This is a genomic window from Vibrio sp. 1457 (assembly GCF_033340195.1).
Taxonomy (GTDB): Bacteria; Pseudomonadota; Gammaproteobacteria; order Enterobacterales; family Vibrionaceae; genus Vibrio; species Vibrio alginolyticus.
Genome location: NZ_JAWOWA010000003.1, coordinates 103,634 through 115,837 on the forward strand (window position 1 = coordinate 103,634; position 12,204 = coordinate 115,837).

A 12,204-nucleotide genomic window follows, 5' to 3' on the forward strand; every position below is an offset into this window, starting at 1 on the left:
ATTTTTGAGCAAGGATTTTGCGTCTCGCTACGCTGAAAATCGCCCTAAGTATTGATCAAATTCAAGTTAGATAAAGTAAAAGCCTCGCAAAAAGGCAAACGTTTACTCGACCTTGTGATAGAATCGCCGCGCAAATTCTTCTTCCCTCTTGCTTACTTGGAGACATCATGAAACGCGATTTAGCAATGGCATTTTCCCGTGTGACTGAAGGTGCAGCTCTGGCTGGTTACAAATGGCTTGGCCGTGGCGATAAAAACGCAGCCGATGGCGCAGCTGTTGAAGTTATGCGCACGCTACTGAACAAAACAGATATCAGTGGTGAAATTGTCATTGGTGAGGGTGAAATCGATGATGCGCCAATGCTGTACATTGGTGAGCAAGTGGGTATTGGTGGTGATGAAGTAGATATTGCAGTCGACCCGATTGAAGGAACGCGTATGACGGCAATGGGACAATCGAACGCACTAGCCGTACTTGCCGCAGGTGAGAAAGGCAGCTTTCTTAAAGCGCCAGATATGTACATGGAAAAACTGGTTGTTGGCCCTGGTGCAAAAGGCGTAATTGACTTAGAAAAGCCGTTAAAAGAAAACCTAGAGAACGTAGCAAAGGCCCTGAACAAGCCACTTGATACCCTAGTCGTTATTACCCTTGCGAAACCTCGCCACGATGACGTTATTGCAGAAATGCAAGCAATGGGCGTACGTGTTTTTGCGGTGCCTGATGGTGACGTGGCTGCCTCTATTCTAACTTGTATGCCAGACAGTGAAGTGGACATGATGTACTGTATTGGCGGTGCGCCAGAAGGGGTTGTATCAGCAGCGGTAATTCGAGCGCTAGACGGTGACATGCACGGTCGCCTGCTTCCTCGTCATGAGGTAAAAGGCGATACTGAAGAAAACCGCATTTACGGTGCAGATGAACTAAAACGCTGCGATGAAATGGGCGTAAAAGCGAATGTTGTCCTCAAAATGGAAGACATGGCTCGTAGCGACAATGTGGTATTTTCAGCTACAGGCATCACTAAAGGTGACTTGCTGGAAGGTATCTCTCGTCAAGGCAATATAGCGACCACAGAAACGCTGCTCGTGCGCGGTCGATGCCGAACTATTCGCCGCATCAAATCGACTCACTACTTAGATCGTAAAGATCCAGAAGTACGCGATATTATTCTTTAAGCATTTCTCGAGGCTCTAGCTCAATCTGAGTTTGAGCCTTTCTTTCCGCACAGCCGGACAGTAGATTCTGAATCACTCTCGTTCCTCGATGTTCAGAATGACGGTGACTTTAATAAGCTCTAAATCAAAAGAACTCGTCATTCTAGCAAGCTCCAGCGAGACTAAGAATCTGGTAACAGCAGGCTCCTATTCTTTGCTGGTCACCTTAACCACTGCTCAACCGGACGATAGATTCTGAATCACCTCGTTCCTCGCTGTTCAGAATGACGGCTACCATAGCAAGCTCTAAATCGAAAAAACTCGTCATTCTAGCGAGCTCCAGCGAGACTAAGAATCTGGTAACAGCAAACTCCGCTTCTTTCCCGCTCAACTAAGCCACTGCACAGCCGGACAGTAGATTCTGAATCACACTCGTTCCTCGTTGTTCAGAATGACGGTGACTTTAATAAGCTCTAAATTAAAAGAACTCGTCATTCTAGCGAGCTCCAGCGAGACTAAGAATCTAATAGTAACAAGCTCCTATTCTTTCCTGACCACCTTAACCACTGCTCAACCAAAAGATAGATTCTGAATCACCTCGTCCCTCGCCGTTCAGAATGACGACATATATTGGCTCATATGAACATAGCCCCTACAAATCCACACTCAAATTAAGTCAACACTTTTCTTTACTAACCCTATCGCGCATAATATGTACTGACGTATAAATGGTGGGTATATGAAGACCGTAGATAGGATATTGCAAATCGTTAAGCGTGATGGCTCCGTCACTGCAAAACAACTCTCCTCTGAGCTAGGTATGACAACCATGGGGGCTCGTCAGCACCTGCAAAGTTTAGAAGATGATGGCATTCTTTCTATCCATGACGTAAAAGTAAAAGTTGGTCGCCCTGCTCGTCATTGGTCTCTCACTCAAAAAGGTCATGAGCAATTTGCTGACCGTCACGGTGAGTTGACCATTCAGTTTATAGAAGCTGTCGAACATATCTTTGGCAAAGATGGACTGGAAAAAGTCACATCAGAAAGGGAAAAACTCACGTTACAAAGTTATCGTCAGCATCTTGAGCAATGCGACTCTCTGCAAAGCAAACTAGAAACACTCGTCACATTAAGAGAGCAAGAAGGCTATATGGCAGAGCTCGAGAAAGATGAGAACGGATTCATCTTGATCGAAAATCACTGTCCGATTTGTAAAGCCGCAACTCGCTGCCCAAGCTTGTGCCAATCAGAATTAAGTGTCTTTCAGTCTTTACTTGGACGTGACACCAAAGTAGAGCGTACCGAACACATCATTAGTGGCCAAAGACGCTGCGTTTACCGCATCCAACAACTGCAGTAACCACCACAACCAAACATCGACATGCCGCACTTATTCAATCTCAAGCTTGAAAGCTTCTCTTATAAGTGAGACGGCTGAAGAATTCATCCTCTCTCCTCTTTCTAGTGGTATAGGCTTTTAGTAACTAAAGGCAATTTCCATAAGGATTTGGAGAGCATCGATGTCTAATCTACGTCATATCCCGTCCCAAACGCTTCCTCCATTCGATGAAATGGTTCGAATGGCAGAGCGAGATCCAGAAGCTTTTGAGCAATTTCGTCATGAGATGGCGAAAGAGATGATCGAAAGCGCATCAGAAGATATGAAAGAAAGATTGTGGGCTCAACAAAGCCACATTGATAGAGTCATCAGCACGTGTAAAAACCCTCATCACACCAATGTGGTATTGATGAACGAGTTGCAAAAACAGGTCGTGAAGTTCAAAGCAGCGCTAGAAGGGGAAGCGGCACCGACACAAAAAGCGGATGTGGTTAGCTTAAATGCGTTTAAAGATAGGAATGACTTTTACTGATACTCAGTAGATAGATCGAGAAAGTTAGGGTTCGTTTCTCTTACCAAGGCTAACTTCCACTCACGCTTCCACTGCTTGAGCTGCTTTTCTCGGTTTATAGCATTAGCCATATCGTCGAATAACTCAAAGTAAACGAGCTTATGAACGTTGTATTTCTTAGTAAATCCTTCCACTACTCCATTTTTATGTTGCCATATTCTTTGGGGCAGCTGACTGGTAACACCTATGTAGAGAACGGCGTTGTTATTTGACGTTAGGATATAAACGCAAGGTGTCTTATCGATGATTCATTCTCCTTCATTATTCGCTGTTACTTTTCCATTGTAATTCGCAAGCTCAGTCAGTTTATTTCGAACTCGGAGCGCTCTATGCGTAGATTCTGAATCACACTCGTTCCTCGTTGTTCAGAATGACGGTGACTTTAATAAGCTCTATGTCAAAAGCGTTCGTCATGCTAGCGAGCCTTAGCGAGACTAAGAATCGCGTAACAACAAGGCTCCTATTCTTTTGCTCTCACCTTAGCCACTGCTCAACCGGATGATAGATTCTGGACCACGCTCATTCTTCGCTGTTCAAAATGACAGTGGCTTTAACAGCCTCTAAATCAAAAGAGTCCGTCATTCTAGCGAGCCGCAGCGAAACTAAGAATCTGGTATCAGCAAGCTCCTATTCTTTCCCGCTCAGCTTCACCACTGCTCAACCGGACGATAGATTCTGGATCACGCTCATTCCTCGCTGTTCAGAATGACGGTGGCTTTCACAGACTCTAAATCAAAGGAGCTCGTCACTCAATCGAGCTTTAGCGAAACTAAGAATCTGGTAACAGCAAGCTCCTATTCTTTCCCGCTCAGCTTAACCACTGCTCAACCGGACGATAGATTCTGGACCACGCTCATTCCTCGCTGTTCAGAATGACAGTGGCTTTAACAGCCTCTAAATCAAAAGAGTCCGTCATTCTAGCGAGCCGCAGCGAAACTAAGAATCTGGTATCAGCAAGCTCCTATTCTTTCCCGCTCAGCTTCACCACTGCTCAACCGGACGATAGATTCTGAATCACCTCGTTCCTCGCTGTTCAGAATGACGATGGCTTTAACAGTTTCTAAATCAAAAGAGTTCGTCATTCTAGCGAGCCTTAGCGAGACTAAAAATCTCGTCACAGCAAGCTCCTATTCTTTCCCGCTCAGCTTAACCACTGCTCAACCGGACGATAGATTCTGAATCACGCTCGTCCCTCGCAGTTCAGAATGACGGTGAGTTTAACAGCCTCTAAATCAAAAGAGTTCGTCATTCTAGCGAGCCTTAGCGAGACTAAGGATCTGGTAACAGCAAACTCCTACTCTTTCACACACAGCTTAACCAGGGCTCAAGCGGACGATAGATTCTGAATCACACTCGTCCCTCGCTGTTCAGAATGATGATGACTTTAACAGCCTCCAAACCAAAAAGGATCGTCATTCTAGCGAGCCTTAGCGAGACTAAAAATCTCGTAACAGCAAGCTCCTATTCTTTCCCGTTCACCTAAACCACCGTACAATCGGATGATAGATTCTGAATCACACTCGTTCCTCGTTGTTCAGAATGACGATGACTTTAAGAGCCTCTAAATAAAAAGAGCTCGTCATTCTAGCGAGCCGTAGCGAGACTAAGAATCTACTTTCAGCACGCACGATACTTGAAGCAATTACTCCGGCTCAGGGCCATATTGGTTTGGTCCTGATGTCCCCTTTAAGAGACCACATTCAATTAGAATCCATAAACCACAAATCAGAGAAATGGAAGCGACGAACATCTGTGGGGTCGACGGCTCTTGCGCGGCAGGGCTGGTCATTGGCGTGGCAATTCGTCCGATAATCAGCGGAATATTCAGTGCTAGCCAATAGATCGATTTGTTGCGGTCGTGCCAACGCTTGGTGGTGATCGCCAAATCAGGGATCAGCAGAACCACCAAGAAAATAGGAAGAAGCACATAGGAGAGAGTAGGAAGCAGCTGGCTGATACCGGCACCAAAGCCTAGAATGGACACATAGTAAATGACGTTCCAAATCCAGTAGGTTTTACGGTTTATACGTCCTTGAAAAGAAAACAGTAACTCTTTAGTCGACATCAAATTTTACCCCAAAGTAGAAAGGTTATAGATTAGCCGAGTCGATATAGTTTGGAAAGGACACCGATAGCTTGGGTGCCCACAACGACCTTACTACAAGCAGAGCCAGGCTGAGAATTCGTAACAATACCCCCTCGCTATTCTCAGGTAATTAAGCGCAACCTAGTTCACTACCTTTTGGAAGCTATCTATATCCATGTCTCGGATATTGACCGTTAAACTGTGCACGTGACTGGCTTGCTCTTGAAGAGTCGCCATCAAGGCTCGTGACAGTTCTCGCTTTTGTTCTTGGGAGCGACCAGATAACAAATCAAAGTTGATATGGATAAAGTCGAGGCTATCTCCCTCCTCTCCTATTAACCAATTGTGGCACCGGAGCGTTCTAGATTTCACTGACGCGAGTTCAAAAAGGCCACTTTCTAACGCCGTTTTATGTAAGTCCTCCAGCAACCCCTGAACATTGACGCGTTCTTCCACTGAGTTTGAATACTCTAAAACGAGATTTGGCATTTTGATTCCTTTCTACAACAATTAATTCCAGCGCGTAGTAATACCAATCTCAGCAGCAATTTCCGAGGAATGAACTATCATTCTGTCTACGCGATCACCAATCGGTTGCTTTTGACAAAAATAACAGGATCGATGCTTGGTCGAATCAGTAAAGAAAGCCGGACAAGACATGACGCCAATCATGATCTGTTCACATTATTCTGTTATATTCCTACGTAGATTTTTTACATTAATTGACTATTTACATTAAAGATAAGGGAGATATTCCTATGCGTCGTCCTGTAGTGATGGGTAACTGGAAACTAAACGGCAGCAAAGCAATGGTAACTGAGCTGCTAACTGGTCTTAACGCTGAACTTGAAGGCGTTGAAGGTGTTGACGTAGCAGTCGCTCCACCTGCACTTTACATCGACCTAGCAGAGCGCGTAATCGCTGAAGGCGGTAACAAGATCATCCTAGGTGCTCAAAACACTGACCTAAACAACAGCGGTGCGTTCACTGGCGATATGTCTCCAGAAATGCTGAAAGATTTCGGTGCTACTCACATCATCATCGGTCACTCAGAGCGTCGTGAATACCACAACGAATCTGACGAGTTCATCGCTAAGAAATTCAACTTCCTAAAAGAAAACGGTCTAACTCCAGTTTTCTGTATCGGTGAATCTGAAGCGCAAAACGAAGCTGGCGAAACTGAAGCAGTATGTGCACGTCAAATCAACGCAGTTATCGACACTTACGGTGTTGAAGCTCTAAACGGCGCAATCATCGCTTACGAACCAATCTGGGCTATCGGTACTGGTAAAGCAGCAACTGCTGAAGATGCACAACGCATCCACGCTTCTATCCGCGCACTAATCGCAGCGAAAGACGAAGCAGTTGCAGCACAAGTAATCATCCAATACGGTGGCTCTGTTAAACCAGAAAACGCTGAAGCTTACTTCTCACAACCAGACATCGACGGCGCTCTAGTTGGCGGTGCTTCTCTAGACGCTAAGAGCTTCGCAGCAATCGCTAAAGCAGCGGCTAAAGCAAAAGCGTAATCTCGTTTTTACTGAGAGTAAAAATAACAAAGGGATGCATCATGCATCCCTTTTTGTTTGTGTTGTACCGTCGGAGTACCTAATAGAAAGTTCCGACCTACGCTGGCTCGGCAATTTTCACGGTTGGCTTTTTCGCGAGCTCCGCACTGGAATCCTTCTTATAAAGGTTCTCGTAGCAGTAATTTGTGGCTTCAATGTAGCCTTCTACGCTACCGCAATCAAAGCGCTGACCTTTAAATTTGTATGCCAAAACACAACCAGATTGAGCTTGTTGCATCAGCGCATCGGTGATTTGAATCTCACCACCTTTACCTGGCTCTGTATTTTCAATCAGTTCAAAGATATCAGGTGTCAGAATGTAGCGACCAATAATCGCTAGATTGCTAGGTGCAGTGCCTGGTTCTGGCTTTTCAACCATGTTATCAATGCGGAAGATATCATCTTTGATCATCTCGCCAGCAATCACACCGTACTTATGCGTTTCTGATTCCGGAACTTCTTGTACGGCAACGATTGAACAGCGGAACTGTTTGTACAGCTCAACCATTTGAGCTAGAACGCCTTGGTCCTCATTCACACAAAGGTCATCCGCGAGCACAACAGCAAACGGTTCATCACCTACCAGTTCACGTCCCGTAAGAATAGCGTGACCTAAGCCTTTCATTTCGCGCTGACGAATGTAAGTGTAACTCGCAGAATCAATCAAAGAACGAATATCATCAAGCAGCGCTTCTTTACTTGTACCGCTAATTTGATGCTCTAACTCATAATTTTTATCAAAGTGATCCATTAACGAGTGCTTACCACGACCGGTGACGATGCACATACCGTCCATACCGGCTTCAATCGCTTCTTCGACACCGTATTCAATCAATGGCTTGTTCACCACAGGCATCATTTCTTTCGGCATCGACTTAGTTGCAGGAAGGAAACGTGTGCCGTAACCCGCCGCTGGGAATAAACATTTTTTAATCATAACCATTACCAACTAAAAAAAGCTCCCTTAAGGGAGCCTATTATATTATTTGAGTATAAATACTAATTAATCGCTACCAAACAGGTCACGGGTATAAACTTTATCAGCCACATCAGCAAGCTCTTCAACCATACGGTTAGAGACAATCACATCTGCACTTTGTTTAAACTCATTCATATCTTTGATTACACGTGAGTTAAAAAACTCATCTTCCTGAAGTACTGGTTCATATACCACGACTTCGATGCCTTTTGCCTTAATACGCTTCATAATGCCTTGAATAGACGAAGCGCGGAAATTGTCTGAGCCAGCTTTCATAACTAAGCGATAAATGCCCACAACTTTTGGTTCTCGCTTGAGAATAGACTCTGCGACAAAATCTTTACGAGTGCGGTTTGCATCAACAATAGCTCCAATAATGTTATTTGGAACATCCTGATAGTTTGCTAACAGTTGCTTTGTATCTTTCGGTAAACAGTACCCGCCGTAACCGAATGAAGGGTTGTTGTAGTGGTTACCAATACGAGGGTCTAAGCCTACACCTTCAATAATTTGGCGCGCATCAAGGTTATGTGCTTCAGCATAAGAATCCAGTTCATTGAAGTAAGCCACGCGCATCGCAAGGTAAGTGTTTGAAAACAACTTAACCGCTTCTGCTTCTGTAGAGTTAGTAAACAGAACCGAGATATCTTCTTTTACCGCACCTTCGACCAAAAGATTAGCGAACTTCTCTGCACGTTCGCTACGCTCACCAACGATGATGCGAGACGGGTGGAGGTTATCGTAAAGTGCTTTACCTTCACGAAGAAACTCTGGAGAGAACATGACATTCTGACAACCGAGTTCTTCTTTAATGCGCGCAGTATAACCCACAGGTACAGTCGACTTAATCACCATAACCGCATCTGGGTTAATCGCCATCACATCTTTAATCACAGCTTCAACTGAAGAGGTGTTAAAGTAGTTCGTTTGAGGGTCATAATCCGTTGGTGTGGCAATGACAACAAACTCTGCGTCTTTGTAAGCCAGCTCTTTATCTAGCGTCGCGACAAAATTTAACTCTTTGTTTGTTAAAAAATCCTCAATTTCGGCATCCGCAATTGGAGATTGCTTGTTATTCAACAAATCCACTTTTTCTTGGATAATATCAACCGCCAAAACCTCATGGTTTTGTGACAATAACAATGCATTGGACAAACCGACGTAGCCCGTGCCTGCGACAGCAATTTTCATTTTTATTTCCTATTATTTAACTGACGCTAGCATATCAAAACACCGACACTCTCGGTAGAGTGCGGTGATTTACTAAAAGCCTAACTAGCTACACAAATTAATTCAATTGAGTCCCCAAGTAACGCAAATAAGCGTTGCGGATGCGCAGCTTGTTCTGTTCAAAGTACTCTTGACCATAACGACCTCGGTTAAAGTAACGGCGAAGCATACTATTATCCATAACGAGTTCATCACCCTGGCCTGCCACTAAGTAGTTATAATCATTACCCACTCGTGTCGTAATGTTGAAATCATAGGCTTCGTTGCCACGAATCTGTATTACTCCCGGTGACATATCACGCCATGGCGTTAAGGGCAGCTTTACTGACACAGTGACAAACTGCTCTTCATCTGTATCGTTAAACTTTGTCACCTGATAACTTGCCGATACTTCTATGTCTTCAAACCAATGTGATGTCGTGAATTTTGCGCCAACATCACCTTTCCAAAACTCTCCAGCAGTTGCGTTAAACTGCCAACCCCACTCTGGCATAGAGAATGTGTAACGAGTTAAAAAGATTTGGCGATCTGGGTTCACATAACCATTTTTGTCTTTTTCGTCTTGATGTTGGAAATAGCTCATCTCTAATCCCAACTCATGGTTGCCCGATTGAGAGAACCAAGCTGATTCACTGCGCGCACCGATATAGTCCGATTTAACCAAGCCTAGAGAGACCTGGTTGGCTATATCGACATATGGTAAACGGAAGAACTGATGTACCATTGCACGCTCAATCTCATTCTCGTATACGCTGTCTTCGAAATACCCCCCCTCTTCAAAATCATCACTTTCTGCTAAAGGTAAAATATGACGAACATCAATTGCCGCGCCAGACCATAGGTAGGTGTATAAGTTGCTAGACATAGCAAAAGAGTAATCATACACACCGTACTCGGTTGCTACGCCATGCCTTACCATAGGGGAAAGTACGATCTGCGAATCTAAACTGCCTGAATTAACTCGCTCCGTTTTCCAATCAACCATGCCTAATCTTTCCGGTAAATCGTGCGTGATAAACTGAATGTCATCACAAACTGCGCTGCCATTGACAAAACTTTGGTAACAGTTAGAGTTAGACAAAACGCTGACCACTGGTTTTTGGTTGGCAAGCATCACAAGTTCAAATTGATCCGATGCAGCACCAATATCTTGCGCCGCATTTTGACCTAAATGACTCGACACAATACCCAGAGCTACACCTAGTCCGTCAACTTGATTATGGTTGTAGCGGCGGTTCTCTAAAGCCACCACAACTTTGTCATATGACATGCCAACTTGAACGTTAACGAAGCCTTCATTTTTTAACGCACTAACCAAAGAGGAAATTGACGCTTGTTGCGCTTTGTTTTGCTCAACGACTAAACGATCCATTAACGTCATATTATTCTTCGCGTAGTCGCGAGAGCGAGAGTATTCCGTTATCAATGGCATCGAGAGTGCAGCACTCCAAACGCTCGAACCATCCGATTCATGACCAGAATAAATCTGGTAGCTTAATGAAGCGGTTATATCGTTAGGCAGTAGATCATCGGGAGTAAACACTTTTACAGAAGAGTTGAATTCTACTGAATCGTATTCGCCTACTAGTTGAACAAAGTCAAAAGGTTGGTATTCAAAGCCACCAAAAGGGCCATCTAGAACACCAACTACACGTTCTTCTGACTGACCAAAACCAGCAGAAACCCTTAAAGGAAATGCATTAAATGTATAATCAGCGACGACAAAATTAGTCATGAGCTTAGTTTCAGCTCCACCGATATCTTGCATACCCAAAGCGAAATCTAAGTACTCATTTCCCCAAAAATTAGGCACCTGATACTTCAGTGACAACGATAAGTCTCGAATACCGCCACAGCCTTCTTGAAAACAGTTCGAGTTATAATCATAGGTAACGATACTACCGTGAGCTTCTAATCCCTCAATAAGGCCAAAAGATACTTTGATCGAATCTAAACCTTGAACCTCGTCAATCCAAGGACGTCCTTGCGCAAAAGATAAACCAAAATCACCATATTCTTTTACTTGAGCATTAGGGGTAAACATTAAGCCCGTAAAACTCTGATTAGAAGGTAAGCCCTCTAACTGTTGAGTTACGTTCATTGCCCCCACATAAAAAGGCAATGAACACACCACAGCCCCCATAGTTATCTTTTTTTTTGTCATTGGTCATTATCGCTGCTGAAGTTGGATATACGTAAAAAGGCACCAAAGTGCCTCTATCGAACTGCTTATTTTTCATCAACTTTATATTTGCATCAAGTTTCATTTTAATTAATGAGCCCTCTGACCAAGGAAACACCAACGCACATATAAAAATGCCACAAAAAGGATTTCAGAAATATGACTGGCTCACTTTTTCAAAAAACCGACCAAGTTATCTTTTTCGAAAACCAATAATGCATTCACCTTTTTGTCTTCCATTAGTTTGAATGCTGTCTGAATACTGACCTCAGGTGATGTTGATACTGGATTGAAAGTTGCTATATCCAAAGCACTTAAATCAAATACATCTTTACCATTAGTTTCCATAGCACGACGTAAATCACCATCAGTAATAATTGCGACCTCAGGAGTATCAATTATTACTGCAAGTCCAAGTTGGCCGCTTGAGATAACATTGATAACATCTTTAAAAGGAGTATCCGGCTTCACTATAGGAAGACCATCGGAGATCATTTCGTCTCTAACTTTACCAAGTAAACGACGGCCTAGACTTCCTCCAGGGTGGAAACGAGCAAAGTTCTCCGGCTTAAAGTTTCGTTCCTCCATTAAGCAAATGGTCAAAGCATCTCCCATGGCCAATGTCGCAGTAGTTGAGGCTGTAGGTGCAAGTTGCAATGGACATGCTTCTTGAGGAACAGTGACATCTAAATGACAGTGAGCAGCTTGCGCAAGAGTAGATTCAGGTCGACCAGTAATAGCAATAATAAAGTTCCCATTATCACGTAAAAAAGGGAGCAGTTTTAGCACTTCATCTGTTTCACCGGAGTTAGAAATAGCAATAAAGACGTCCTCTGGCCTAACCATACCTAAATCACCATGGAAAGCTTCACCCGGGTGCATGAAAAAACCAGCCGTCCCTGTGCTTGCGAAGGACGCTGCGATTTTCTTACCTATAATACCTGATTTACCCATACCACAAATAATAGTACGTCCTTTGGTATTTAAGATCGTTTCAACAGCAACTGCAAAAGACAGGTCAAGCTGTGTAGCCATAAATTCCAATCCGCTGATTTCTGTGCGAATAACTTCCCTAGCACGTTCAACTATTGACAT

At 43.9% G+C, this 12,204-nt stretch carries 11 protein-coding genes; 4 read left to right on the top strand and 7 right to left on the bottom strand.

The genetic code is table 11. The features are described 5' to 3' along the window. The first annotated feature begins 167 nt into the window (after positions 1-167). The 3 genes from glpX to R7Z41_RS04160 all read left to right on the top strand — a co-directional run bounded on the left by glpX (position 168) and on the right by R7Z41_RS04160 (position 3,025). On the top strand, positions 168-1,175 hold the full coding sequence (glpX, locus tag R7Z41_RS04150) for a class II fructose-bisphosphatase (RefSeq protein ID WP_005383180.1): 1,008 nt from the start codon (positions 168-170) through the stop codon (positions 1,173-1,175). A 718-nt stretch (positions 1,176-1,893) separates the two neighbouring features. After that, entirely contained in the window at positions 1,894-2,514 is a 621-nt protein-coding gene (locus R7Z41_RS04155) for a helix-turn-helix transcriptional regulator (RefSeq protein ID WP_005379532.1), read from the top strand. Positions 2,515-2,674: 160 nt separating this feature from the next. Next, entirely contained in the window at positions 2,675-3,025 is a 351-nt protein-coding gene (locus R7Z41_RS04160) for a DUF3135 domain-containing protein (protein ID WP_054701041.1), read from the top strand. Here R7Z41_RS04160 and R7Z41_RS04165 read toward each other — a convergent pair. The 3 genes from R7Z41_RS04165 to R7Z41_RS04175 all read right to left on the bottom strand — a co-directional run bounded on the left by R7Z41_RS04165 (position 3,019) and on the right by R7Z41_RS04175 (position 5,639). Continuing rightward, positions 3,019-3,312, bottom strand: a complete 294-nt coding sequence (locus R7Z41_RS04165) for a GIY-YIG nuclease family protein (RefSeq protein ID WP_025768346.1) — start codon at positions 3,310-3,312, stop codon at positions 3,019-3,021. The two genes, R7Z41_RS04160 and R7Z41_RS04165, sit on opposite strands and share 7 nt — an antisense overlap. 1,394 nt (positions 3,313-4,706) lie before the next feature. Next, positions 4,707-5,129: a DUF805 domain-containing protein gene (locus tag R7Z41_RS04170; RefSeq protein WP_005379526.1), complete on the bottom strand. Its 423-nt coding sequence runs from the start codon at positions 5,127-5,129 to the stop codon at positions 4,707-4,709. A gap of 162 nt (positions 5,130-5,291) precedes the next feature. Next, positions 5,292-5,639: a 5-carboxymethyl-2-hydroxymuconate Delta-isomerase gene (locus tag R7Z41_RS04175; RefSeq protein WP_017820736.1), complete on the bottom strand. Its 348-nt coding sequence runs from the start codon at positions 5,637-5,639 to the stop codon at positions 5,292-5,294. Positions 5,640-5,908: 269 nt separating this feature from the next. Here R7Z41_RS04175 and tpiA point away from each other — a divergent pair, with 269 nt between their 5' ends. After that, positions 5,909-6,679: a triose-phosphate isomerase gene (tpiA, locus tag R7Z41_RS04180; RefSeq protein ID WP_005384863.1), complete on the top strand. Its 771-nt coding sequence runs from the start codon at positions 5,909-5,911 to the stop codon at positions 6,677-6,679. Between the two features lie 97 nt (positions 6,680-6,776). Here tpiA and galU read toward each other — a convergent pair whose 3' ends face one another. The 4 genes from galU to R7Z41_RS04200 all read right to left on the bottom strand — a co-directional run bounded on the left by galU (position 6,777) and on the right by R7Z41_RS04200 (position 12,204). Continuing rightward, positions 6,777-7,655, bottom strand: coding sequence for a UTP--glucose-1-phosphate uridylyltransferase GalU (gene galU / locus R7Z41_RS04185; RefSeq protein ID WP_021487153.1), 879 nt, complete (start codon positions 7,653-7,655; stop codon positions 6,777-6,779). A 66-nt stretch (positions 7,656-7,721) separates the two neighbouring features. After that, entirely contained in the window at positions 7,722-8,888 is a 1,167-nt protein-coding gene (locus R7Z41_RS04190) for a nucleotide sugar dehydrogenase (protein WP_225478097.1), read from the bottom strand. 97 nt (positions 8,889-8,985) lie between these two features. After that, positions 8,986-11,028: a YjbH domain-containing protein gene (locus tag R7Z41_RS04195; RefSeq protein WP_258661409.1), complete on the bottom strand. Its 2,043-nt coding sequence runs from the start codon at positions 11,026-11,028 to the stop codon at positions 8,986-8,988. Between the two features lie 249 nt (positions 11,029-11,277). After that, positions 11,278-12,204, bottom strand: coding sequence for an SIS domain-containing protein (locus tag R7Z41_RS04200; protein ID WP_225478095.1), 927 nt, complete (start codon positions 12,202-12,204; stop codon positions 11,278-11,280).

Excerpts from the sequence above, each read along its gene's own strand:
- glpX (WP_005383180.1), top strand. The coding sequence starts at position 168 with ATGAAACGCGATTTAGCAATGGCATTTTCCCGTGTGACTGAAGGTGCA.
- R7Z41_RS04155 (WP_005379532.1), top strand. The coding sequence starts at position 1,894 with ATGAAGACCGTAGATAGGATATTGCAAATCGTTAAGCGTGATGGCTCC.
- R7Z41_RS04160 (WP_054701041.1), top strand. The coding sequence starts at position 2,675 with ATGTCTAATCTACGTCATATCCCGTCCCAAACGCTTCCTCCATTCGAT.
- R7Z41_RS04170 (WP_005379526.1), bottom strand. The coding sequence starts at position 5,129 with ATGTCGACTAAAGAGTTACTGTTTTCTTTTCAAGGACGTATAAACCGT.
- R7Z41_RS04175 (WP_017820736.1), bottom strand. The coding sequence starts at position 5,639 with ATGCCAAATCTCGTTTTAGAGTATTCAAACTCAGTGGAAGAACGCGTC.
- tpiA (WP_005384863.1), top strand. The coding sequence starts at position 5,909 with ATGCGTCGTCCTGTAGTGATGGGTAACTGGAAACTAAACGGCAGCAAA.
- galU (WP_021487153.1), bottom strand. The coding sequence starts at position 7,655 with ATGATTAAAAAATGTTTATTCCCAGCGGCGGGTTACGGCACACGTTTC.
- R7Z41_RS04190 (WP_225478097.1), bottom strand. The coding sequence starts at position 8,888 with ATGAAAATTGCTGTCGCAGGCACGGGCTACGTCGGTTTGTCCAATGCA.
- R7Z41_RS04195 (WP_258661409.1), bottom strand. The coding sequence starts at position 11,028 with ATGAACGTAACTCAACAGTTAGAGGGCTTACCTTCTAATCAGAGTTTT.
- R7Z41_RS04200 (WP_225478095.1), bottom strand. The coding sequence starts at position 12,204 with ATGTCAATAGTTGAACGTGCTAGGGAAGTTATTCGCACAGAAATCAGC.